The organism is Mesorhizobium sp. M7D.F.Ca.US.005.01.1.1, assembly GCF_003952545.1.
GTDB lineage: Bacteria > Pseudomonadota > Alphaproteobacteria > Rhizobiales > Rhizobiaceae > Mesorhizobium > Mesorhizobium loti.
In genome coordinates this window covers 6,338,079-6,359,769 of the sequence record NZ_CP034453.1, presented here as the reverse complement: position 1 = coordinate 6,359,769, position 21,691 = coordinate 6,338,079, and the positions used below count along the sequence as shown (strand labels likewise).

The 21,691-nt window shown below is 61.8% G+C and carries 24 protein-coding genes; 13 read left to right on the top strand and 11 right to left on the bottom strand.

All coding sequences use genetic code 11. The annotated features are described in order from the left end of the window. The first annotated feature begins 72 nt into the window (after window positions 1-72). The gene (locus EJ076_RS30940; protein ID WP_109659122.1) at window positions 73-288 is read left to right on the top strand and encodes an AlpA family phage regulatory protein; all 216 of its coding nucleotides are present in this window, start codon (window positions 73-75) and stop codon (window positions 286-288) included. 255 nt (window positions 289-543) lie between these two features. On the opposite strand, the gene EJ076_RS30935 is transcribed toward EJ076_RS30940, so the two are convergent. Continuing rightward, window positions 544-1,212: a hypothetical protein gene (locus EJ076_RS30935; protein WP_109659124.1), complete on the bottom strand. Its 669-nt coding sequence runs from the start codon at window positions 1,210-1,212 to the stop codon at window positions 544-546. Between the two features lie 107 nt (window positions 1,213-1,319). Between EJ076_RS30935 and EJ076_RS30930 the strand changes: the two genes are divergently transcribed. Further along, on the top strand, window positions 1,320-1,616 hold the full coding sequence (locus EJ076_RS30930) for a helix-turn-helix transcriptional regulator (RefSeq protein WP_224689369.1): 297 nt from the start codon (window positions 1,320-1,322) through the stop codon (window positions 1,614-1,616). 140 nt (window positions 1,617-1,756) lie between these two features. Here the strand turns inward: EJ076_RS30930 and EJ076_RS30925 are convergent, their stop codons facing one another. Next, window positions 1,757-3,049 (bottom strand): site-specific integrase, encoded by a 1,293-nt coding sequence (locus EJ076_RS30925; protein WP_126070410.1) that lies wholly within the window; start codon window positions 3,047-3,049, stop codon window positions 1,757-1,759. Window positions 3,050-3,500: 451 nt separating this feature from the next. Here EJ076_RS30925 and EJ076_RS30920 point away from each other — a divergent pair, with 451 nt between their 5' ends. Beyond that, the gene (locus tag EJ076_RS30920; protein ID WP_109659129.1) at window positions 3,501-3,797 is read left to right on the top strand and encodes a hypothetical protein; all 297 of its coding nucleotides are present in this window, start codon (window positions 3,501-3,503) and stop codon (window positions 3,795-3,797) included. A gap of 262 nt (window positions 3,798-4,059) precedes the next feature. After that, on the top strand, window positions 4,060-4,362 hold the full coding sequence (locus tag EJ076_RS30915) for a DUF982 domain-containing protein (protein WP_109659131.1): 303 nt from the start codon (window positions 4,060-4,062) through the stop codon (window positions 4,360-4,362). 268 nt (window positions 4,363-4,630) lie between these two features. Here EJ076_RS30915 and EJ076_RS30910 read toward each other — a convergent pair whose 3' ends face one another. After that, entirely contained in the window at window positions 4,631-5,128 is a 498-nt protein-coding gene (locus EJ076_RS30910) for a ferritin-like domain-containing protein (RefSeq protein ID WP_164548776.1), read from the bottom strand. 361 nt (window positions 5,129-5,489) lie between these two features. On the opposite strand from EJ076_RS30910, the gene EJ076_RS30905 reads away from it, so the two are divergent. Genes EJ076_RS30905 through EJ076_RS30875 form a run of 7 tightly spaced genes read left to right on the top strand, consistent with a single transcriptional unit; the run spans window position 5,490 to window position 13,675 of the window. Further along, on the top strand, window positions 5,490-5,579 hold the full coding sequence (locus tag EJ076_RS30905) for a K(+)-transporting ATPase subunit F (protein ID WP_023669708.1): 90 nt from the start codon (window positions 5,490-5,492) through the stop codon (window positions 5,577-5,579). Window positions 5,580-5,613: 34 nt separating this feature from the next. Beyond that, window positions 5,614-7,317 carry a potassium-transporting ATPase subunit KdpA gene (gene kdpA, locus EJ076_RS30900; RefSeq protein WP_126070408.1) on the top strand — a complete coding sequence of 568 codons (1,704 nt, stop codon included), beginning with the start codon at window positions 5,614-5,616 and terminating at the stop codon, window positions 7,315-7,317. A gap of 7 nt (window positions 7,318-7,324) precedes the next feature. Next, the gene (locus EJ076_RS30895) at window positions 7,325-7,534 is read left to right on the top strand and encodes a hypothetical protein (RefSeq protein ID WP_126070407.1); all 210 of its coding nucleotides are present in this window, start codon (window positions 7,325-7,327) and stop codon (window positions 7,532-7,534) included. Next, complete coding sequence (gene kdpB, locus EJ076_RS30890) at window positions 7,531-9,624, top strand: potassium-transporting ATPase subunit KdpB (protein ID WP_126070406.1); 2,094 nt, start codon at window positions 7,531-7,533, stop codon at window positions 9,622-9,624. The genes EJ076_RS30895 and kdpB overlap by 4 nt, the downstream gene beginning before the upstream one ends. 11 nt (window positions 9,625-9,635) lie before the next feature. After that, window positions 9,636-10,199 (top strand): potassium-transporting ATPase subunit KdpC, encoded by a 564-nt coding sequence (gene kdpC / locus EJ076_RS30885; protein WP_109659141.1) that lies wholly within the window; start codon window positions 9,636-9,638, stop codon window positions 10,197-10,199. A 57-nt stretch (window positions 10,200-10,256) separates the two neighbouring features. Beyond that, the gene (locus tag EJ076_RS30880; RefSeq protein ID WP_126070405.1) at window positions 10,257-12,986 is read left to right on the top strand and encodes a sensor histidine kinase KdpD; all 2,730 of its coding nucleotides are present in this window, start codon (window positions 10,257-10,259) and stop codon (window positions 12,984-12,986) included. Further along, window positions 12,983-13,675 (top strand): response regulator transcription factor, encoded by a 693-nt coding sequence (locus tag EJ076_RS30875; protein WP_126070404.1) that lies wholly within the window; start codon window positions 12,983-12,985, stop codon window positions 13,673-13,675. Before EJ076_RS30880 ends, EJ076_RS30875 begins: the two co-directional genes overlap by 4 nt. 12 nt (window positions 13,676-13,687) lie before the next feature. Here the strand turns inward: EJ076_RS30875 and EJ076_RS30870 are convergent, their stop codons facing one another. The 8 genes from EJ076_RS30870 to EJ076_RS30835 all read right to left on the bottom strand — a co-directional run bounded on the left by EJ076_RS30870 (window position 13,688) and on the right by EJ076_RS30835 (window position 19,795). After that, window positions 13,688-15,124 carry an MFS transporter gene (locus EJ076_RS30870; RefSeq protein ID WP_126070403.1) on the bottom strand — a complete coding sequence of 479 codons (1,437 nt, stop codon included), beginning with the start codon at window positions 15,122-15,124 and terminating at the stop codon, window positions 13,688-13,690. A 223-nt stretch (window positions 15,125-15,347) separates the two neighbouring features. Further along, window positions 15,348-15,830, bottom strand: a complete 483-nt coding sequence (locus EJ076_RS30865) for a DUF992 domain-containing protein (protein ID WP_109659149.1) — start codon at window positions 15,828-15,830, stop codon at window positions 15,348-15,350. Between the two features lie 95 nt (window positions 15,831-15,925). Next, on the bottom strand, window positions 15,926-16,402 hold the full coding sequence (locus tag EJ076_RS30860) for a DUF992 domain-containing protein (RefSeq protein WP_109659151.1): 477 nt from the start codon (window positions 16,400-16,402) through the stop codon (window positions 15,926-15,928). Window positions 16,403-16,606: 204 nt separating this feature from the next. Next, window positions 16,607-17,449, bottom strand: coding sequence for a tetratricopeptide repeat protein (locus EJ076_RS30855; RefSeq protein ID WP_109659153.1), 843 nt, complete (start codon window positions 17,447-17,449; stop codon window positions 16,607-16,609). A gap of 141 nt (window positions 17,450-17,590) precedes the next feature. Beyond that, entirely contained in the window at window positions 17,591-17,869 is a 279-nt protein-coding gene (gene rpsU, locus EJ076_RS30850; protein ID WP_023671138.1) for a 30S ribosomal protein S21, read from the bottom strand. 177 nt (window positions 17,870-18,046) lie between these two features. Further along, a complete protein-coding gene (locus EJ076_RS30845; RefSeq protein ID WP_109661202.1) occupies window positions 18,047-18,433 on the bottom strand; it encodes an SET domain-containing protein-lysine N-methyltransferase in 387 nt (128 codons plus the stop codon). A 128-nt stretch (window positions 18,434-18,561) separates the two neighbouring features. After that, the gene (locus EJ076_RS30840) at window positions 18,562-19,320 is read right to left on the bottom strand and encodes an SDR family oxidoreductase (RefSeq protein WP_126070402.1); all 759 of its coding nucleotides are present in this window, start codon (window positions 19,318-19,320) and stop codon (window positions 18,562-18,564) included. 106 nt (window positions 19,321-19,426) lie between these two features. Then, window positions 19,427-19,795: a DUF2568 domain-containing protein gene (locus EJ076_RS30835; protein WP_109659155.1), complete on the bottom strand. Its 369-nt coding sequence runs from the start codon at window positions 19,793-19,795 to the stop codon at window positions 19,427-19,429. Window positions 19,796-19,996: 201 nt separating this feature from the next. Between EJ076_RS30835 and EJ076_RS30830 the strand changes: the two genes are divergently transcribed. Together EJ076_RS30830 and EJ076_RS30825 are read left to right on the top strand one after the other, a co-directional pair. Next, window positions 19,997-21,250, top strand: a complete 1,254-nt coding sequence (locus EJ076_RS30830; protein WP_109659157.1) for a sarcosine oxidase subunit beta — start codon at window positions 19,997-19,999, stop codon at window positions 21,248-21,250. Further along, window positions 21,250-21,690: a hypothetical protein gene (locus EJ076_RS30825; RefSeq protein WP_126070401.1), complete on the top strand. Its 441-nt coding sequence runs from the start codon at window positions 21,250-21,252 to the stop codon at window positions 21,688-21,690. Before EJ076_RS30830 ends, EJ076_RS30825 begins: the two co-directional genes overlap by 1 nt. The last annotated feature ends 1 nt before the right edge of the window (window position 21,691 follow it).

Genomic DNA, 21,691 nt, shown 5'->3' with positions numbered 1-21,691 from the left:
TGCGCGCTCGCAAATGTCTGCCCTCTCTTGATTAGGAGCAGTCAAAAACAACCAGCAGGAGGCAGTGCGTCCATGCGCGAACCAGACCGTATCATCCGCTTGAAAACCGTCGTCTCCCGGACAGGTCTGTCCCGGTCCACCATCTATCGCAAGATCGCCGACGGCACGTTCCCACGCCAGATCCAGATCAGTATCCACGGTGCAGGCTGGCATGAATCCGACATCAGTCGCTGGATCACCAATCCTGTTTCGTGGCGTCCGCAAGACGAGGATGACAAGTTTGGATGAGGGTGATGCACACTGCGCGGAAACCTGGCCCTCATCGAGACGCAGCGGTCACGGCGGCAGGGTTACTGCCATGTCCGTCAGGAGCGGCGCCGAGGCGAGCGAAAACGGCAAACCAGAAACGATGGTCGGCCTCGCGCTCATCAAGATGGCTTGCTCAAGCAGGGCAACTTTGGAGCGAAGCGGCCGTGACGGGCTGCCTCCGATCCGGCTTTCTTCGAAGCAGGCTGCATCCTCACCGCCTATAAGGTCCGTCGGCTAACGATTGCCCGATCGATCGAGATCATCGCCGGATCGATATTTATGGTGGCGGGCGAGGTCATCCAGCACAGATCGGATATGCGGCCAGGGGAAATCGTCTGGATGTTCCCAGTGCTCACCGTCACGCAGGATGACCTTGAGCTTGGCCAAAATGCCTTCTATGGACGTGGCCGCTGTCTGCGGTAGATCATCCAGAAGCGCGCTCTCGGCTGTTTCCGATTGCCGGATAAGTTCGTCTGCTCTCGTATAGCCGATCTCAGCATCAGCAGCGTCCCAGCGCGCCTGGTGTGCCGCGAAATCCGCAAGCGCCCTGCCCCATTCGACTTCGTTCCCAGGAGAGTAGGCAACGTTCAGGCTCTCGATGGAATGGAGCGTCACGTCCCTACCATCGGCAAGCCGCACCTTGGCGCAGGGAAAGCCGATCGTCCTGGCGAGGTGTGTCTCCAACCGCTGCTGTTCGCGGCACAACGACAGTGTCTCATCGTGGATCTTTTGCCAGTTCCCACACAGACGAAGAGCAGGATCGGCCGCGCTGCTACCGTCCGTCAGTTCGGCGGCCCGAGACTTTCCATGGAAGGGCCATGCCGCCGCGGCCGTGGCCGTGCCCGCCAGCAAGCGCCGCCGGGTGACGAAAAACGCACTCATGCTATTGTCGGAATCAGCCATGATCCGAGCTCCTAACAGCTGGGTTGTGGTGAGGCCGCGTCGAGTGTTCGCGCATTCGGTGCGGCCGCTTTCTAAAAACGAAAGGATTATTGGTTTTTAGAAAGAAGATGTCAACGTTTTCCGAAAAGGCTTGCGATTTTCGGGAGTTATCACCAGTTTGCGGAATGGATTCTTCTCAATGTCGCGCCGCACGAGCGCTGTTGAAATGGACGCAAGAGGATCTCGCCGCCCGCTCCGGCGCGAGTGCTGTTACCATTCGCAATTTCGAGAACGACCGTTCTGTTCCTCAAACTGGAACGCGATACCTCCTCCAAAAAACGCTTGAGAATGCCGGCATCGAGTTCATCCCTGAAAATGGCGGTGGTGTCGGTGTGCGCTTGTCACGGCGTTCCGAAAGTACGTAGGAGTACGTTCTTGACCTGTGGACGTGACGCGAGTTCTTCAACTAGATCGCCTAACAGCGCACGTTTGCTATCCGAATGCAGCAAATCAACCAATTCGGCTGCGTCGCCGATTACGGCTTTGCGAACCGCGTTGCCAAAGCTCACGTCATAGAGCTTGGCGTTTTCCCGCCCTGCAAAAATGCGGTCCAATCGCTCATCATGGCGCGGCGCTTCTCAATCATGGTTTCACGCCGATATGCGGCCTCAACGTCGCTGTTGATGGCATGGGCGAGCGCAAATTCCCGCATGTCTCTTGGATAATCTGACAACTCCCCTGCCCAATCCGAAAACGTTGACCGCAGCCCATGGGGCACGGCTGGACGCTTCGAGTTCTTGTCGAGCCAGCCCGTGCGGCCCGCCTCGATCTCGTTTTCGTGCATCCGTCGCATGGTCGCACTCAACGTCATGTCGGAGAGCATGCCGCCGCGGATCGCCGGAAACACATATTTTGTGTCGGCGGTCGCGGCCTCTTTCATGGCAGTTAGGATTGTCATTGCCGCATCGGATAGCGCCACAACGTGCGGGCGCTTCATTTTCATTCGCGACGCCGGCACTGTCCACAATTTGTCGTTCCAATCGATTTCCGACCATTCCAAACCGCGCACTTCACCTGATCGCGCAGCGGTCAGTGTCGCGAATTCCAATGCCCGTGCACCCGTGCCTTCGCGTTTGCGCAATGCTGCGAACCACGTGGGCGCGTCTTTCAACTGAACGGCGGGCTGATTATCGACTGTCGCAACCTTGCTTGGCTTGGACAACATGGCATTGAGATTGCCCTTCCACTGTGCCGGATTGTCGCCCTCGCGGTGTCCGTGTGCCTTTGCCCAATCAAGCACGCGTTCGCAACGTTGCCGCAAACGCGTGGCCGTCTCCGTCTTGGTCGTCCAGATCGGCTTAAGGATTTCGACCATGTGATGTTTGGTGACTTCGGAAACGGCAAGATTGCCGATGACGGGCATTGCATACTTGTCCAGCGTGGATTGCCATTGCTTCCGATGCTTTTCGTTCCTGAATTCCGCCAGCGTGTCGACAAGGAATTTGTCAACGGCATCGCGGAATGTGAGATGGCGCTTTGCGGCTTCGATCGCGGCTTTGCGACGCTCGCGCTTCTCTTGAAGCGGATTGATGCCGTTGCGGATTTTGTCTTTGGTCGCCCTCGCCCGCTCGCGGGCTTCGCCCAATGATACGTCATGCCCGCCAAGACCCATTTCGCAACGCCGGCCATTGACGTTTGTTGTGCGCAATAGCCATGACCGGCCGCTGCCCGGCGTGATTTGGAGCATGAGCCCGGCAACACCGCCGACAGCAAACACAGCGTTGCCCGGTGTGGTCGATCCGGGGTGTTTCAAGTTCTTGACGGCTAGTGCTGAAAGTTCCTTCGCGATCTTCGGCATTTCTCTATCCCATCATCTTACCCGCCAAAAATAATGGCATTGGATGATGCGGAGTGCAACGGCGCGAGACAGCCATTTTAGATTAAAGCATTGATATTGCCTTATGATTTTCATTGATTGAGACGACATGAGACAGCAATATGGCTGTCGCTCTCTCCGCCAGTTTCCATAGCAAAATCAATAGGTTACTCTTATTTTAGGGCTGTCATGCCTTGGCGGAACATGAAAACCCGCACGAGGCGGATTCTATCGTTACCATGTGACAACTGTCAGACTGGTAGCAGCACATCGTCCGGGCCCATCCTGTCTGGCTAGGTCCTTCGGTCGATCGCGCAGGCCGTATACTCGCGGCGTTGTTATGCGAACAAGCCCATAAAGTCTTATTCGCATTTTAACTAATGAAGCTCATCCTACTAGATGGTGTGGTATCGACTCGCGGGGGCAGAGTGGAATGACTGACCTGGATGACGAGGATGACGTCCTAAAACCCAGCCCATCCAAACGCTGGCGAACAATGGCTCTGAAGACAGCACAGTTTGTCCCCCCTGTTATTTCGATAGGGTGTGCCATCACAGTTGGCTACTTTGCCTATATGGCCGCCAACCAAAAACCGCCGGCCGATATAGCAGCACTGGCAGTGTCGATCCTCAAGTCCAGCGATGCGTCCCCGGAAATGCGGGAATGGGCCGCGGATGCCATAGGAATTCAGAACGATATTGGGATGCCGGCCAAATCCATTCAGCAATGAAACCGTGGCACGCGCAGATCGCCAAGCGCATATGCCCGTCCGACATCACCGGCTAATCGGGTATCCGACGCAAGGCCCTGGACACATTTCCTGAGGCCGCTCAGCCTTCGAAACAACCGCTTCGACAGCAGCCGGGCACATCCCAAAAACGTCCAGGCCCAAGCTTGGAACCTCCTGCCTCGTTGCGCGTTTCTTGGCGTCCCGTTCGTGGACCCGCCCGGATATTTCTCCAAGGGCTGCGATAAAATCAGGAGCCCGCTTCATGCACGACAAGCTGTTTCATTCACCGGTCGCACTGTCCGTCGGCCTCGGCTTCAAGCGCGAGATCGCCTCGCTGGCCGAAATGCACGATTTTCTGACCGACTGGACGACCTCCCGACGCGGCCCGCTTTACCGCAATGCGGTCAAGGCGTGTGACCTCGCCATTCCGGGCTATGTGACCATCGAGCAGGCACGCCGGGCGCTGCTCGAATTCGCGCAGGCTACCGGCATCCTGTGGCCTGACCTCGAGCCGGTCGCGGGCGTGCACGCCGTTGCCCGTGGTTATGGTGGTTATGCCGCCTGAAGATCGATGCCACCCTTCCATCGTGGTGGCCAAAGCCACATAAGCCACAACAGAAAGCCCGGCTTGGCCCTCCCAGCCGGGCTTTCTCTTTTCCTGCGACCCTGCAGCTGAGCCTGACGACGTTGCGCCTTCCGTGGCAATTAACTTGTCGAACCTGTGCGTCGCACCGGCTGCAGGAAATCGCCGAGTTCGATCAACCTATATCGGCATGATGCGGGAGCCGCGCTAGATCGTTTAGGCGCGGCCCAACGATCATTCTTTTACGGATCTACGCGGCTTCCGCGGCGACGTTCACGGCCGACTCCGCGAGCTGCGTCAGCGCTTCGTCGGTGGCCTTTTCTTCCTTCAGCGTCGCTTCAAGCAACGTCGCGGCCTCATTCAGGCCGAGTTCTCCGGCCCAGGTCCTCAGCGTGCCATAGCGTGAGATCTCGTAGTGTTCGACCGCTTGCGCGGCAGCCAGCAGGCCGGCGTCGAGCGCGGGAGATCCCTTGTACTCCTCCATGATCTCGGCGCCTTCCTCGGTGATGCCCATGATGGCCGCACAGGTCTTGCCGGCCGGCTTCTTGCCGATGACGCCAAAGACCTTCTCCAATCTTGCGACATGTCCTTCGGTCTCGGTCCGGTGCTTTTCGAAGGCGGCTTTCAGGTCGGCACTTTGCGCGGCCTTGGCCATTTTCGGCAACGTCGCCAGTATCTTCTTTTCGGCGAAATAGATGTCTTTCAGCGTGTCGTGAAACAGGTCGTCGAGCATTTTCTGCTTTGCCATTGTCATGTCCTTTAGTGCTTGAGCCCTCAAGTTGACAATCTCCCGTCCCGGGATTCGTTCCGGCCGCTTCGAACGGAAATCTTTATAAAATTCCTATTTCTTTTTGCTCCGCCCCGTCTCGAACCTTTATGGCGATCGGGTCCATATTCCACCTTGAGAAAACACATCCGGTACCGCCGCCTCAATGCGACGGGCCGTTTCAGGGTATTGCGAACCTTTCCATCAAGGGCACAAAGTACAAAAGCAAACACAAGGAACAAACACGATGGATATCGTCGTTCTCGGGATCGGGATTTTGTTTTTCACCCTTTCCTTCGCCTACATCAAAGCCTGTGACATTCTTTAACGCGAGGACCGCAAAATGCTCGTCGACTATATTCTCGGTGGCGGCGTGACACTGTTCCTGCTCGTCTACCTGACATACGCCCTCGTTCGCCCAGAACGCTTCTGACCGCAACTGGCGCAAGGCACGGAAAGCTACAACCATGACTCTCAACGGATGGCTACAGATCCTCGTCTACTGCGGGATCGTCGTTTTGCTGGTGAAGCCGCTTGGCGGCTACATGTATCGCGTCTTCAACGGCGACCGGACATTTCTTTCGCCGGTTCTAGGCCCGATTGAACGCGGGCTCTATCGCATCGCGGGAACCAGCGAGCGCGAGGAACAACACTGGACCGCCTATGCGGCAGGCATCATGTTCTTCAGCGTTGCCAGCTTCTTGGTGCTTTATTTCCTGCAGCGGCTGCAAGGCGTCTTGCCTTACAATCCGGCCGGCATGACTGCAGTCGAACAGAATCTTGCCTTCAACACCGCTGCCAGCTTCGTGACCAACACCAACTGGCAGAACTATGGCGGCGAAAGCACGATGTCCTACCTCGTGCAGATGGCCGGCCTCACCGTACAGAACTTCATGTCGGCGGCGGTTGGTATCGCTATCGCGGTCGCGCTGATCCGTGGCTTTGCCCGCGCGTCGGTCAAGTCCATCGGCAATTTCTGGGTCGATATGACCCGATGCACGCTCTATGTGCTGCTGCCGCTCTGCATCATCCTGACCCTTGTCTATGTCTGGCTCGGCATGCCGCAGACGCTCGGCCCGTATGTCAACGCCACGACACTGGAAGGCGCCCAGCAGACGATAGCGGTCGGCCCCGTCGCGTCGCAGATCGCCATCAAGATGCTTGGCACCAATGGCGGCGGCTTCTTCAACGCCAACGCCGCGCATCCGTTCGAGAACCCCGACGCGATCTCCAACCTGATCCAGATGGTGTCGATCTTCGCGCTCGGCGCGGCGCTGACCAATGTCTTCGGCCGCATGGTCGGCAACCAGCGCCAGGGCTGGGCGATCCTGGCCACCATGGGTGTTTTGTTCATCGCCGGTGTCGCCGTCTGTTACTGGGCGGAAGCCGCCGGCAATCCGCTGGTGCACGCGCTTGGCATCGACGGCGGCAATATGGAAGGCAAGGAGAGCCGCTTCGGGGTCGCCATGTCGGCACTGTTCGCGGTCGTCACCACCGCCGCGTCCTGCGGCGCGGTCAACGCCATGCATGACAGCTTCACGGCACTCGGCGGCTTCATCCCGATGATCAACATGCAACTCGGCGAAGTCATCGTCGGCGGCGTCGGCGCCGGTTTCTACGGCATCCTGATGTTCATCGTGGTCGCGGTCTTCGTTGCCGGCCTGATGGTTGGCCGCACACCCGAATATCTTGGCAAGAAGATCGAGGCCAAGGAGGTCAAGATGGCAATGCTGGCAATCCTGTGCCTGCCGCTGGCGATGCTGACATTCACGGCCATTGCGGTGGTTCTGCCAAGCGCTGTGGCGTCGATCGCCAATGGCGGGCCGCATGGCTTCTCCGAGGTACTCTACGCCTACACCTCGGCGGCGGCGAACAACGGCTCGGCCTTTGGCGGCCTCAGCGGCAACACGCCCTGGTACAACATAACGCTCGGCATCACCATGCTGATGGGTCGCTTCCTGGTCATCATTCCGGCGCTGGCCATCGCCGGCTCGCTGGTGGCGAAGAAGACGGTTCCGGCCTCCGCCGGCACCTTCCCGACCGATGGCCCGCTGTTCGTCGGTCTGCTGGTTGGTGTCATCCTCATCGTCGTCGGCCTGACCTTCTTCCCGGCATTGGCGATCGGACCGATCGTCGAACATCTGGCGATGATCCATGGGCAGACCTTCTGATACCGCCATGTCCTGGTTCAACACCATGCGTCGCAAGGCTAGGCCCAAGGCCGACAATGAGGGGGAGGCGGATCCTCCTCCCTTCCCGAGCGTATCCACATTCCTGGGCATCGCGGCAGTCATGATCGTGATCTGGCTGCTGGCCTACGGCCCGCCCTTTTCGGCATCCGATCGATCGGTGCCATCCACCAACTCCGATACTGGAGCCATCAAATGAGCCAGTCCAAATCCGCCAGCATCATGGATGCTAGCATCTTGTGGCCCGCCATCGGCGGCGCCTTCAAGAAATTGAACCCGCGTACCCTGATCAAGAATCCGGTGATGTTCGTCGTCGCCGTCGTCTCGGCGCTGACGACCGTCCTGTTCGTCAGGGATCTGATCACCGGCGGCGGCGATTTCAAATTCACGCTGCAGATCATCATCTGGCTGTGGTTCACCGTGCTGTTCGCCAACTTCGCCGAAGCTGTCGCTGAAGGGCGCGGCAAGGCGCAGGCCGACTCGCTGCGCAAGGCACGCACCGAGACCCAGGCCAAGCTTTTGACGGGTGATGACCGCACCAAATACAAACTCGTGCCCGGCACCAGCCTCAAGGTCGGCGACGCCGTGCTGGTCGAAGCCGGCGACATCATTCCGTCCGACGGCGAAGTGATCGAAGGCGTTGCCTCGGTCAACGAAGCGGCTATCACAGGCGAATCCGCGCCGGTCATCCGCGAATCCGGCGGCGACCGTTCGGCGGTCACCGGCGGCACCCAAGTGCTGTCCGACTGGATCCGCGTGCGCATCACCGCGGCTTCCGGCCACACCTTCCTCGACCGCATGATTTCGCTGGTCGAAGGCGCCGAACGCCAGAAGACGCCGAACGAGATCGCGCTCAACATCCTGCTCGTCGGCATGACGCTGATCTTCGTGCTGGCCACCGCAACCATTCCAAGCTTCGCCTCCTATTCGGGCGGCTATATCTCGGTGACCGTGCTGGTCGCCCTGTTCGTGACCCTGATCCCGACGACGATCGGTGCGCTGCTGTCGGCTATCGGCATCGCCGGCATGGACCGCCTGGTGCGCTTCAACGTGCTAGCGATGTCCGGCCGCGCCGTCGAAGCGGCCGGCGACGTCGACACGCTGCTGCTCGACAAGACCGGCACAATCACGCTCGGCAATCGCCAGGCGACGCAGTTTCGCCCGGTCAAGGGTGTCACCGAGCAGGAACTGGCCGACGCCGCCCAGCTTGCCTCGCTCGCCGACGAAACGCCGGAAGGCCGTTCGATCGTCGTTCTGGCCAAGGAGAAATACGCCATCCGCGCCCGCGACATGGCAACGCTGCACGCCACTTTCGTGCCCTTCACCGCGCAAACCCGCATGAGCGGCGTCGATATCGATGGTTCATCGGTGCGCAAGGGCGCCGTCGATTCGGTGCTCGCCCATGTCAACCAGTCAACAACCGCCTCTCATGGCACGCGCCCAAGCAGTGAAGCCGTCCGCGACCTCCAGGCCATCGCCGACGAGATCGCCAAGTCCGGCGGCACGCCGCTGGCGGTCGAACGCGACGGGCGCCTGCTCGGCGTCATCCACCTCAAGGACATCGTCAAGGGCGGCATCAGCGAACGCTTCACCGAACTGCGCCGCATGGGCATCCGCACAGTGATGATCACCGGCGATAACCCGATGACGGCGGCAGCCATTGCCGCGGAAGCCGGCGTTGACGACTTCCTCGCCCAGGCGACGCCGGAGGACAAGCTGAAGCTGATCCGCGACGAGCAGGCCAAGGGTAAGCTGGTCGCCATGTGCGGCGACGGAACCAACGATGCGCCGGCTCTTGCCCAGGCCGATGTCGGTGTCGCCATGAACACCGGCACGGTGGCAGCCCGCGAGGCCGGCAACATGATCGACCTCGACAGCGATCCAACCAAGCTGATCGAGATCGTCGAAATCGGCAAGGCGCTGCTGATGACGCGCGGCTCGCTGACCACCTTCTCGATCGCCAACGACGTGGCCAAGTATTTCGCCATCATCCCGGCGATGTTCGCCGTCTTCTACGTCGCGCCGGGACAGACCACCGGCCCGTTGCAGGCGCTCAACATCATGCATCTGGCGACGCCGCAGAGCGCCATCCTGTCAGCCATCATCTTCAACGCACTGATCATCATCGCGCTGATCCCGCTGTCGCTGAAAGGTGTCAAATATCGTGCCATCGGCGCCGGCGCGCTGCTCCGCCGCAACCTGCTCGTCTACGGCCTCGGCGGCATCATCGTCCCCTTCGTCGGCATCAAGGCGATCGACATGATCGTCACCGCCCTCGGCCTCGCTTAAGGAACACGTCCATGCTCACCCAGATAAGACCCGCGATCATCATGATCGTCTTCTTCACGGTGCTGACCGGCCTGATCTATCCGATCGGCATGACCGGCATCGCCCAGGCCCTGTTCCCGCGTCAGGCCAATGGCAGCTTGATCGAGAAGGACGGCAAGGTCATCGGCTCCGAACTGATCGGCCAGGGCTTTGCCAGCGACCGTTATTTCCATGGTCGCCCCTCGGCTGCCGGCGACGGCTACAACGCCGCCGCCTCGAGCGGCAGCAACCTCGGCCCAACCAATCCCAAGCTGATCGATCGCATCAAGGGGGACGCCGAGAAGTTGAAAGCGGAAAACCCGAACCAGCCTGTTCCGATGGACCTGGTGACGACCTCCGGCAGCGGCCTCGATCCTGATATCAGCCCGGAAGCCGCCTATTTCCAGGTCGCCCGGGTGGCCAAAGCCAGGGGTATCGACGAGGCCAAGATCAAGGCGCTTGTCGATAGCCAGGTCGAGGGCAGGGAGCTCGGCTTCATGGGCGAGCCGGTGGTCAATGTGCTCGGTCTCAACCTTGCGCTGGACGCCGCGAAATAGTGAATGGTGCGGGCCGGGGATCGACAGTATCCCCGGCGCCATCCATGATCGATCCCGATGCCGGACGACAGAAGCAACGACACCAGACCTTCTCCCGACGCACTGCTTGATCATGCCGAGCGGGAGGCGCGAGGCCGCCTGCGCATATTCCTGGGCGCAGCACCGGGCGTCGGCAAGACCTACGAGATGCTGATGTCGGGCCGCGCCAGGTTGGCCGACGGCGTGGATGTGGTGATCGGTGTCGTCGAGACGCATGGCCGCAAGGAAACACTGGCTCTGGTCGAGGGATATGAGGTCATTCCCCGCCGCAAGGTCGACTACAAGGGGCGTATCCTCGACGAGATGGATATCGACGCCATCATTGCCCGGCGCCCGGCGCTGGTTCTCGTCGACGAGCTCGCCCATACCAATGCCCCTGGCAGCCGCCACCCCAAGCGCTATCTCGACGTCCAGGAAATCCTGACGCAAGGCATCGACGTCTACACGACGCTCAACATCCAGCATGTCGAAAGCCTGAACGATGTCGTCGCCCAGATCACCAAGGTCAGGGTCCGCGAGACGGTTCCCGATTCCATCATCGACCAGGCCGACGATGTCGAGATCATCGATCTCACCCCCGACGACCTGATCAAGCGGCTCGAGGAAGGCAAGGTCTATTTTCCCAACACCGCCCAGCGCGCGATCGAGAACTATTTCTCGCCGGGCAATCTGACGGCGCTCAGGGAGCTGGCGCTGCGCCGCACCGCGCAGCGCGTCGATGACCAACTGCTGATCCACATGCAGGCGCACGCCATTCCCGGACCGTGGGCAGCGGGGGAAAGGGTTCTGGTCTGCCTGGACGCGCGCCCGGGCGGAGCGGCCCGCGTGCGCTATGCACGCAGGCTGGCCGACCGGCTGCGTGCGCCGTGGACGGCGCTGCACGTCGATAGCACTCGTTCGGCCAGCATGCCCGAGGACGACAAGGACCGGCTGGCGACGAACCTGCGCCTTGCCCAACAGCTTGGTGCCGAGGTGACCACCATTCCGGGTCAGAATGTGGCGCAGGACATCGTGCGTTATGCGACGGCGAACAATTTCACCCATATCGTGGTCGGCAGGCCGACCCGGTCGCGCTGGCGCGAATTGATCGAAGGCTCGCTCACCTATGATCTCATTCGCAATGCCGGCGACATCAGCGTCCATGTCATTTCGGGAACCGAACGCAACACAGAGACGGCGTTGAAGAGCGTCAGGACGGCGGACGAGCAGTGGCAGTTCCAAATCTGGCCTTATCTTCTGGCCACGGCCTATCTCATGGGCTCGCTCGCCTTTGCCGTCCTTCTCGATCAGTTTCTCGACGTCCGCAATCTGGCGATCATCTTTCTCATCGCGGTGCTGGCATCGGCGGTGACTGGCGGGCTCTGGCCGGCTCTGTATGCCTGTTTCGTCAGCGCCCTTGCGTTCAACTATTTCTTCCTGGAGCCGCGCTACACGCTGACCATCCGGGATCCGGAAAGCATTGTTGCACTTGGCGTGTTCCTCGTCGTTGCGGTGATTGCCAGCAATCTGACGGCGCGCGTGCAGCGGCAGGCTGTCGCTGCCCGCTCACGGGCGCGGGCGACCGAGGACATCTACCTTTTTTCAAAGAAGCTAGCCGGTGCCGGCACGCTCGACGACGTCCTCTGGGCCACCGCCTTCCAGATCGCCTCGATGCTGAAGCTGCGGGTGGTGCTGCTTCTGCCGGAAGACGGAACGATCACCGTCAAGGCCGGCTATCCGCCCGACGACACGCTAGCCGAGGCCGACATCGCCGCCGCCCGCTGGGCCTGGGAACACAACCGTGCCGCGGGTCGCGGCGCCGACACGCTTCCCGGCGCCAAGCGGCTCTATTTGCCCTTGCGGACGGGGCGTACGGCAATCGGTGTCGTCGGCCTCGACAATGACAAGCAGGGGCCGCTGCTGACGCCCGAGCAGCAGCGCCTGCTCGATGCGCTGGCCGACCAGGCAGCGGTCGCCATCGAGCGTATTCAACTGGTCGCCGACGTCGACCGCGCCAAGCTCGCAGCCGAGGCGGACCGGCTGCGCTCGGCGCTGCTTACCTCCATCTCGCATGATTTGAAGACGCCGCTCGCCGCCATCATGGGCGCGGCCGGCACGCTGAGGGAATTCGCACCGGCACTTCCCGAACATGACCGGGCAGAACTGCTGACGACCGTGCTCGATGAATCCGAGCGATTGAACCGCTTCATCGCCAATCTGCTCGACATGACCAAGATAGAGTCCGGCGCAATGGAGCCGAACTACGCCTTCCACTATGTCGGTGACATCGTCGGCTCTGCCTTGCAGAGAGCCAGGAAAATCATTGCCGAGCACAAGACCGAGACCGACATCCCATCAGATTTGCCGATGCTGAAGGTCGACCCCGTCCTGTTCGAGCAGGCGCTGTTCAATCTCCTCGACAATGCGGCGAAATATGCGCCGGCCGGTTCGACGATCCGCGTGCAGGGCTGGACCGACAACGGCTCCGTCCTCCTGCAGATCATGGATGAAGGGCCGGGCATTCCCCCTGGAGATCTGGAGCGGATTTTCGACACCTTTTACCGGGTGCGCAAGCGCGATCAGGTCCGTGCCGGCACCGGGCTCGGGCTGTCGATCTGCCGTGGCTTCATCGAGGCGATGGGTGGCACGATCACGGCGGCAAACCGAACCGATCGTTCGGGCGCGGTCTTCACTATCAAGATGCCGAAGCCGGCGAACCCGCCCAATTTCGACGCCTCGAATACGGACGATCTGGGTGACTTGGCATGACAAACTCGAACGTCAGGATACTGGTCGTCGATGACGAGCCGCCGATCCGCAAGCTGCTTCGCGTCGGGCTCGGCAGCCAGGGCTACGTGATCAGCGAGGCGCCGAACGCCAAGGTGGCGATCGAACTGATGGAGGCGGAGAAGCCGGACCTCGTCCTGCTCGACCTCGGCCTGCCCGGCATGAGCGGCCATGAGCTGCTGCGCAAATGGCGCGACGACGGTCTCGACATTCCGGTGGTCATTCTGTCCAGCCGCACCGACGAGGCCGGCATCGTCCAGGCTCTGGAACTTGGCGCCGACGACTATGTCACCAAACCCTTCGGTATGAACGAGTTGGTCGCACGCATCCGCGTGGCGTTGCGGCACAAGTTCCAGCAGCAGGGTGAAAAACCGGTGTTCCACACCGGTGACCTTAGCGTCGATCTGGTCAAGCGCATCGTCAAGGTCGAGGGCAAGGACGTAAAACTCTCGCCGAAGGAATATGATATCCTGCGCATCCTGGTGCAGCACGCCGGCAAGGTGCTGACCCACCATTTCCTGTTGAAGCAGGTCTGGGGCGATTCAACCGACGTGCAGTATCTCAGGGTCTATGTCCGGCAGCTCAGGCAAAAGATCGAGAAGAGCCCCGACCAGCCGCGTTACATCACCACCGATACCGGCGTCGGCTATCGCCTGCGCGAGGTCGAGTGAGCAGGTCAGGTTTTAGCCGATAGCTTCCCGCGGCTGACCAAGGGGCATGGATACTCGCAAGGCCGCCAGGCAGCCGACAATGCCGAGCGGCACAAAGGCAAGAAACAGCCAGGACGCGACATTCGCCGCTGCGTCGTGGTTCAGACCTTGCGAAAAACCGCTGGCATTGGCGACGATGCCGGCAAGTGCGGCACCCACGGCATAGCCGATGCGCTGCATGGTCGGCACCGCCGCCGAGGCGATGGTCTGCTCGCCCTCCGGGGCGGAGGCGACGATGACGCGCGTCAGGAACGGCCAGGCGATGCCGAAGCCGCCGCCTTGCAACAAGGCACAGATCAGGATCAGCGGGATGGAGCCCAGGGGTATCGTATAGGCGAAGCCGGCGATGCCGGCCGCGATCATCACCGCGCCGCCGATGATGATCAGCCGCTCGCGCTGCGGCGGCGCGTTGGCGACCAGGATCGACAGGATCGACCAGGCGATCGATTCGGCGGCAATGATGTAGCCGGTGGTCAGCAGCGGAATGTCGTGCAGGCTGGTCAGCAGCAGCGGCCCGTAGACACCGAAGGAACAGGTCGCCACAGAAAAGGCGGCAACCATGGTCATGCCGGCGCCGACAGGCGTGCGCCATGAGAACAGCCGCGCCGGGAACAGCCGCGAGCGCGGCTTCAGCGCGTCGATGTAAAAGAACAGCACCAGGCCAATGAGGCCGAGGGCCATCAGCAGCGAGGAGCGCAGCAAGGCGATGTCGACGCCGGCCGAGGCGATCAGCACCACGGCGACGGCAAGACAGCCAAGGGCCGCGAACGGGAAGGGCGCCGCCTTGCCGGTGCTCGTCCTGGGTTTCGTCGCTTCCGGCGTGTCGAGCACGATGAAGCTTGCCAGCGCCATGGCGGTGCCGCCGAGGGTGAAGATGCCGAAGGCCCAGCGCCATGACAACAACTCGGTCATGATCGCGCCGAGCAACGGTCCGCTGAAGGCGGCGACGCCCCAGATCGCCGACATGATGCCGAAAAGCTGCGGCCAGATGGCGCGCGAGAACAGCCGCTCGACCGAGACGAAGGCCAGCGACACCAGCGCACCGCCGCCAAGCCCTTCGATCAGGCGGCCGGCAAGGAACAATTGCATCGAAGGCGAGGTGGCGCAGATCAGCGCCCCAGCCGCGTAAAGCAGCGCGGCGACCACCATGTTGGTGCGCAGGGCAACATAGCTCACCAGTCGTCCGGCCGCTGCGCCGGCAACAATGGCACCGAGTTCATAGATGGCCAGCGACCAGCCGACGAGCTGCACGCCCGCCAATTCGCCGACCATGGCCGGCATCACCGTCGCCACCATCGTTTCGTTGGTGGCGTGCAACAGGATGCCGAGGCTGATGAAGCAGAAGCGCGCCAGGTCGCCGCTTGCCCACAATGCGCGCCAGTCGACCCTGTTTGTGCTGATTTTGGTCATTTCCACCCTTGCCTTCCATATCTCGACGCCAGCGCAGGACGCCAGAAGCCAGTGCGGGTTTCCGGCAGGACCATGCACATCGACAGCGCCGGATTGCGCGCCGCATCGAGGCGTTGTTGCGTTCGGGGCAGGCTTGTAAAACCTCAACCGCGATTGAGCTCAAGCGGTTTCTCGAGGATGGTTCGCGCGGCCGTCTTTTCGATCGGCGGCCTTTGTTGCAGCATCAGTTCGCGGTGCTGCGCAACTGGAACTGGCTGACGCCGATCGCGAGGTTCATGCCGGTCTGCGTCTGCAGGCTGAGTGGCTGCAAGGTGAAGGCCTGCGAGGAGCCGCCGACCAGAAGATTGGCGCCGGCGCCGACGGCCGCCGTCACCTCCGCGCTGGCGCCGATATAGTCGCCGGCCAACGCGCCCGGCGCATAGATGTTCTTCAGCGGCGTCAGCACGATCCACTGCATGACCGTCTGCTTCGTCGTGCCGATGTCGAGGCCGTATTTGTTGACGGCGCCGAAATAGGCTTCCGGCGCGAAGCTCTTGTCGGCGGGGTTGAAGGTGCAGCTCAAATCCTTGCTCGAGCCGAAAATGAAGCCGGTGCCGCCGCCTATGGCGCAATCGAGCGTGCCGAGCTCTATGCCCTGGTCCTGGGCTTGCGCCGCCCCGGCAAACACGGTGGCGATCACGGCAGCGGCAATGGCTGTCTTCGGCATGGCGGTCCCCTCAAAATCAAACAAACGGCGCGGAACCATCCTATCTGGTTCCGCGCCGCAGGGTGAGGGGTCATGGAGCGCATGGCTCCATGCATTCACTTGAACGAGTGGATCAGCTGGAGCGAGGTCACAGCCACGGCAAGGTTGACGCCGGTCTGCGCCTGGACGCTGAGCGGCTCCAGCATGAAGGCGCTGTCCAGGCCACCAACCAGCAGGTTGGCGCCGCCGCCGGTCACGACGCTCGCCTCGGCGTTGACGCCGTAGTAGCTGCCGGCGAGATCGCCACCGTCGCGATCGCGGGTCGCAGCCAGCACGGCCCAGACCAGCTGGCCCTGATGCGTCTGGCCGACATCGACGCCGATCTTGGAGATGACGCCCGTGTAAATCTCCGACGGTCCGTGATGGTGGGGGCGGAAGACGCAGGAGACGCCCTTGTTGGACGCGACGATGTAGCCGGTGCCGCCATCAATGGTGCAGTCGAGCGTGCCGAGTTGCAGCTTGCCGGCGCTGGCAGGGGCAACGGCGAAGACCGTCGTGGCGAGGGCAGCGGCGCAGGCGAGTTTCTTGATCATGGGAGGTCCTTTCGCAAATCACTTCTTAACAACGGATTGGGTGGGTAGACCGTTCCGCTGAAAACTTGGCGCGATCAAGGCAGGAGCCAACAGCTTGCTGCCGGGGTTAATGCGCGGTTGCCGGATTGACGGGTCAGCGCCACGCCTCCTTTCGGACGCGAAGGACAAGCACCTTGATTGGCGCGAAGCCGGCTGAAATCGATATCAGCTGACGCGGGCGAGGCCATCCTTGGCCGGCTGGTAGGTCGGATCAAGGTGAACGGCTTCGCGATAGGATTTCGCCGCCTTGGCCTTGTCGCCGCGCCGCTCGTAGATCAGCGCCTGGTTGGCCCAGGCCTCGGCATTCTTGCCGTCGAGCTTGATCGCCATGTTGAAGTCCGAAAAGGCATTGTCTTCGTCGTTGGTCGCCAGATAGGAGAGACCGCGGCCGTTATAGGGTTCGGCGGCGTCCGGCGCCAGCGAGATGGCCGTCGAGAAGTCCTCGATGGCGAATTTGTGCTGGCCCTGGCTCTGATAGATCAGGCCACGATTATGGTAGGCGCGCGCGTCGGTCGTGTCGAGCTGGATCGCCTTCTGGAAGTCGTTGAAGGCGTCCTGGGTGCGACCCGCCTTGCGATAGAGATTGCCACGGCCGATATAGGCGGCGTCATAATTGCCGTTGATCTGGATCGAACGGTTGTAGTCCTCGAGCGCGGCGGTCTGATTGCCGAGGAAGCGCTGGATAAGCGCGCGGTTCGAATAGGCCTGGAAGAAATTCGGGTTGAGCTGGATGGCCTGGTTGAAATCCTTGAGCGCCGCCTGGTACTGGCCGCCACGGCCATAGGCCGAGCCGCGCACATTGTAGCCTTCGGGATCCTGGGGATTGCGCTGGATGACCGCCGACAGCGAGGAGATGTTCTCGCTAGACCCTTGCGCCTTGTCGATGTTGTTGAATTCACCGGTCGGGCCGGCCGTTTGGCAACCGGCAAGCGCCAGTCCGGAGAGCAGAGCCGCTGTCAGGGCGAAACCACGCAATGCGGTCCCGCGCTCCACGCTTGTTGCGTTCATGTCTGCCCTGTCCTCACTTCAAGCCGCGTCGCTCAGGTCCGGTTCCCCCCTCCGGGCCGGGTCGCAATCAAAACAAAAAGGTGGCGGCGATTCCGCATCGCGCCACCTCTGATATCCTTCGAAAAGGACGAAAAATTGGCGTTAGAACCGCGGCGGACGCGGAGCACCACCTGGACCACCGGCGGCGCCGGCAGCAACCGGGCGCGGCGTCATCGGCAGCAGGCCTTCGCGCTGGGCGCGCTTGCGGGCCAGCTTGCGGGCGCGGCGGACGGCTTCAGCCTTTTCACGGGCGCGCTTCTCGGACGGCTTCTCGTAGTGACCGCGCATCTTCATTTCGCGGAAAATGCCTTCGCGCTGCATCTTCTTCTTGAGAGCGCGAAGCGCCTGATCAACGTTATTGTCGCGGACGAGTACCTGCACGGGCAATCCTGTCTTTCGGGTTTGATATCAACAGGCAAGCGGCCATAGCCACTAGCCTCCGCGGCGGTTTACACCACGAATTGGGGCGGCTGATAGCAGAATCATGCCGCGCTGTCCACAGCCGAAATGCACTTGGAGGCCAACCGTAGCCGGTTTGCCCCAGGATCAAGGGACCGACTAGGCCGTGGCAAGGTGAAGCCGCTCGAAATCCTCGAAGAACTCGCCGTAGTCGCAGGTGATCTCCTCGCCCGCGGCGATATCGCGGGTCGCGGTGGCTCCGCCATACTGTGAAAAATCCGTGTTTGGATTGCCGGCATGGTTCATGAAGCGCCCATTGTCGACTTCATAGACCATGAAACCCGGCCGGTCCGGGCTCGGATAGGCATAGCGGTCGAGCAATTCCCTAAGATGCGAGGGCGCTGCCTCGTATTTGTCCATCGGGATCAGCCGGTCGAAATCGGGATCGAGCCGCCAGATCGAAGCGCCTTTCCTGATGGGCTCGGCAGCGAAGACGCCGACGCCCTCGATTGCGCTCGCAGCCACATAGGTTCTGATCAGCATCATGTTTGCAGGACCGGTTTTGGCAAGAAGACCCGTTTCGACAGGAAACGGCATCGCCAAATCGCGGCGAAAAAGCAAGACCGCCGTCTGCCTGGCGGCTATGAACATGCCTATTCGCCGCGAAAAACCCATCACGTCCGGTTGATCGACACGCCGCCATCGGCCAGTAACGCCGTTCCTGTGGTGAAGCTCGAGGCGTCGGACGCCAGATAGAGCGCCGAGCGGGCGATCTCCTCCGGCACCGCGACACGCTTCAGTGCATGCAAACCCTCGACGAAGGCCCGCGATTCCGGAGTCTTGAAGGTTGCCGCCGGCGTGTCGGTGCCGCCGGGCAGCAGTGCGTTGACCCGCACGCCTTTCGGCCCGTATTCGGCGGCAAGCACCTGCGTCAGCCCGATCAGGCCGGCCTTGCTGGCGGCATAGCTGGTCATGCCAGGCATGCCGATGGTGTGGCCAACGAAGGTGGAGGTGAAGATCAGCGAACCGCCACCACGCTCGACCATCGCCGGCACCTGGTATTTGGCGCCGAGAAACGCGCTGGTGAGATTGGTGTCGAGCGTCTCGCGCCAGCCTTCCAGCGACAGTTCGGCTATCGGTCCCATCAGGCCGACGGCGCCGGCATTGTTGAACGCGATGTCGAGCCCACCGAACTTTTCGACCGCCGCATCGACAAGGGCTTTTGCATAGGCTTCGTCGCGGACATCGCCGGCAAGCGCGACAGCCATGCCATCGGCGTCCGCGATCTCGGCGACAAGTGCATCGAGCTCGGCCTGGCGGCGGGCGGCGACGATGATCTTGGCGCCTTCCTCGGCAAAGAGTTTTGCAGTGGCGCGGCCGATGCCGGAACTGGCGCCGGTGACGATGGCGACCTTGTTGGCGAGTGCGAACATTTTCTGCATCCTTGTCGTCGCGCCGGTCTAGCCGGCAATTGGATACTTGGTCGCAAATGGGGCGAGTCGGAGCCACCCGATACCTGCAAAGGCCGCGTCGCCCTAGCTACTGCCTCAGCAGCCAACCGAGCCGATCGAGCGAGAATGCGTAGCTGATGACGATGAGCAGGGCGACGATGATGCCCGTGATCGTGTAACCGGCGACATAGAATCCGGCAGCACCGCCAAACAGGATGACCAGTTCGAGCACCAGCCGCACCGCGCCGGGCACAGGTACCGGTGCGCGGCCCGACCGGCTTGGGTCGTTGAGTACCGCGAAGGTCCCCCACAGCACAGCCGCAATGAGCGGCAAGGCCAAGGCGAGGACCCAGCGCCACCATCCGTCGGAGAGGCTCCAGCCGGCGATGCCGAGGCCGAGCAAGGCGGCAAGCTCCAGCAGAAAGCGCAACGTCATATTCCACCAGGCGTTGCCCATATTCGTCCTCCCAAGTCTCGCGGCAGGCAGTGTGACTGAACGCAGCGATGGCAGCCAGATCGCATGCGTCTTTTTCGTCGTGGCGCAAAACGGCAAGCGCCGTCGCAAACAGCGCAAGGGTGGAAGCGCTGTTTCGCTAGTGATACACCTCGCGCGCCGGGACCGAATGAATGCCCAGCCGCTATTTGCGAGGCCAGGACGTTGAAGAAATATTCGGTATTCGCCATCGCCCGCGAGGCCATGCGCGGCCACAAGGGCTGGGAGGAACAATGGTCCTCGCCTGAGCCGAAGAAGGAATACGACGTCATCATCGTTGGCGCCGGCGGCCATGGCCTGGCCACCGCCTACTACCTTGCCACGGTGCACGGCATCACCAATGTCGCGGTGCTGGAAAAAGGCTGGCTCGGCGGCGGCAACACCGGCCGCAACACCACCATCATCCGCTCCAACTATCTCTATGACGAGAGCGCCGGCATCTACGACCACGCGCTGAAGCTGTGGGATGGGCTCAGCCAGGAGCTCAACTACAACGTCATGTATTCGGCACGCGGCGTCATGATGCTCGCCCACAATGTGCACGACATCCAGGTGCTGAAGCGCCACGTCCACGCCAACCGCCTGAACGGCATCGACAATGAATGGTTGTCGCCGGAGCAGGCAAAGGAATTCTGCCCGCCGCTCAACACCTCCAAAGACGCGCGCTATCCGGTGGTCGGGGCTGCGCTGCAGCGCCGTGGCGGTACGGCGCGCCACGATGCGGTTGCCTGGGGCTATGCGCGCGGCGCTTCGGCGCGCGGCGTGCACATCATCCAGAATTGCGAGGTCACAGGCGTCAAGCGGGCCGCCAACGGTGCGGTCATGGGCGTCGATACGACGCGCGGCTTCATCGGCGCCAAGAAGGTCGGCGTCGTTGCCGCCGGCCATTCCTCGGTCATCATGAACATGGCCGGCGTGCGCATGCCGCTGGAAAGCTATCCGCTGCAGGCGCTGGTGTCGGAGCCGGTCAAGCCGGTGGTGCCCTGCGTGGTGATGTCGAACACGGTGCACGCCTATATCTCGCAGTCCGACAAGGGCGAGCTGGTGATCGGCGCCGGCACCGACCAGTATGTCTCCTATTCGCAGACCGGCGGCCTGCACATATTGCAGCATACGCTGGACGCCATCTGCGAGATGTTCCCGATCTTTACGCGCATGAAGATGCTGCGCTCGTGGGGGGGCATCGTCGACGTCACGCCGGATCGATCGCCGATCCTGGCCAAGACGCCGGTGCCCGGCCTCTATGTCAATTGCGGCTGGGGCACGGGCGGCTTCAAGGCGACGCCGGGCTCCGGCCATGTCTTTGCCCATACGATTGCCAAAGACGATCCGCACCCGATCAACGCGCCTTTCACCATCGAGCGCTTCCGCACCGGCCGCCTCATCGACGAGGCGGCGGCGGCGGCGGTGGCGCACTGATGATGGCGCAGATGGCTGTGGCGATGCCGCTGATGCTGGCGGGGGAACAAGTGCTGGCGGGGGAACGGGGCATGTTCCATTTTCCGTCGGCGGACGAAGTCCGTACGCAGCCGATCAGCCGTGCCGGGAACGAAGCCAACTGGCCGTTTTCGGTCGACGAGGGCATGCTGGCCTGCGTCTGGAGCGGCGGCCAGAGGGTGGTTGTCTTCTTCGAGAACAGACCTTCCGATTTAGGCGTGGACGAGACATTCCAGCCACGTCAGGTGATCGTCACCACCGATCCGATGCAGCTTACCCTCGGCAATATGGCGTATCGCGACCTTTTTCGCCCAGCCGCAAGCGTGGAGGAGCGCATCCGGCTCGTCGCGCCGTTCGCGACGCTGGGACAGAAGCTTTGCGATCAACCGGCGGGCGCCCGCGTCGGCCACGGCGAATTGTAGG

Excerpts from the sequence above, each read along its gene's own strand:
- EJ076_RS30895 (WP_126070407.1), top strand. The coding sequence starts at position 7,325 with ATGTCCTGGTTCAACACCATGCGTCGCAAGGCTAGGCCCAAGGCCGAC.
- EJ076_RS30930 (WP_224689369.1), top strand. The coding sequence starts at position 1,320 with ATGTCAACGTTTTCCGAAAAGGCTTGCGATTTTCGGGAGTTATCACCA.
- EJ076_RS30910 (WP_164548776.1), bottom strand. The coding sequence starts at position 5,128 with ATGGCAAAGCAGAAAATGCTCGACGACCTGTTTCACGACACGCTGAAA.
- EJ076_RS30825 (WP_126070401.1), top strand. The coding sequence starts at position 21,250 with ATGATGGCGCAGATGGCTGTGGCGATGCCGCTGATGCTGGCGGGGGAA.
- EJ076_RS30860 (WP_109659151.1), bottom strand. The coding sequence starts at position 16,402 with ATGATCAAGAAACTCGCCTGCGCCGCTGCCCTCGCCACGACGGTCTTC.
- EJ076_RS30870 (WP_126070403.1), bottom strand. The coding sequence starts at position 15,124 with ATGACCAAAATCAGCACAAACAGGGTCGACTGGCGCGCATTGTGGGCA.
- EJ076_RS30905 (WP_023669708.1), top strand. The coding sequence starts at position 5,490 with ATGCTCGTCGACTATATTCTCGGTGGCGGCGTGACACTGTTCCTGCTC.
- EJ076_RS30925 (WP_126070410.1), bottom strand. The coding sequence starts at position 3,049 with ATGCCGAAGATCGCGAAGGAACTTTCAGCACTAGCCGTCAAGAACTTG.
- EJ076_RS30935 (WP_109659124.1), bottom strand. The coding sequence starts at position 1,212 with ATGGCTGATTCCGACAATAGCATGAGTGCGTTTTTCGTCACCCGGCGG.
- kdpA (WP_126070408.1), top strand. The coding sequence starts at position 5,614 with ATGACTCTCAACGGATGGCTACAGATCCTCGTCTACTGCGGGATCGTC.
- kdpC (WP_109659141.1), top strand. The coding sequence starts at position 9,636 with ATGCTCACCCAGATAAGACCCGCGATCATCATGATCGTCTTCTTCACG.
- EJ076_RS30840 (WP_126070402.1), bottom strand. The coding sequence starts at position 19,320 with ATGTTCGCACTCGCCAACAAGGTCGCCATCGTCACCGGCGCCAGTTCC.
- EJ076_RS30865 (WP_109659149.1), bottom strand. The coding sequence starts at position 15,830 with ATGCCGAAGACAGCCATTGCCGCTGCCGTGATCGCCACCGTGTTTGCC.
- EJ076_RS30875 (WP_126070404.1), top strand. The coding sequence starts at position 12,983 with ATGACAAACTCGAACGTCAGGATACTGGTCGTCGATGACGAGCCGCCG.
- EJ076_RS30920 (WP_109659129.1), top strand. The coding sequence starts at position 3,501 with ATGACTGACCTGGATGACGAGGATGACGTCCTAAAACCCAGCCCATCC.
- EJ076_RS30835 (WP_109659155.1), bottom strand. The coding sequence starts at position 19,795 with ATGGGCAACGCCTGGTGGAATATGACGTTGCGCTTTCTGCTGGAGCTT.
- EJ076_RS30845 (WP_109661202.1), bottom strand. The coding sequence starts at position 18,433 with ATGATGCTGATCAGAACCTATGTGGCTGCGAGCGCAATCGAGGGCGTC.
- EJ076_RS30855 (WP_109659153.1), bottom strand. The coding sequence starts at position 17,449 with ATGAACGCAACAAGCGTGGAGCGCGGGACCGCATTGCGTGGTTTCGCC.
- kdpB (WP_126070406.1), top strand. The coding sequence starts at position 7,531 with ATGAGCCAGTCCAAATCCGCCAGCATCATGGATGCTAGCATCTTGTGG.
- EJ076_RS30915 (WP_109659131.1), top strand. The coding sequence starts at position 4,060 with ATGCACGACAAGCTGTTTCATTCACCGGTCGCACTGTCCGTCGGCCTC.
- EJ076_RS30940 (WP_109659122.1), top strand. The coding sequence starts at position 73 with ATGCGCGAACCAGACCGTATCATCCGCTTGAAAACCGTCGTCTCCCGG.
- EJ076_RS30880 (WP_126070405.1), top strand. The coding sequence starts at position 10,257 with ATGCCGGACGACAGAAGCAACGACACCAGACCTTCTCCCGACGCACTG.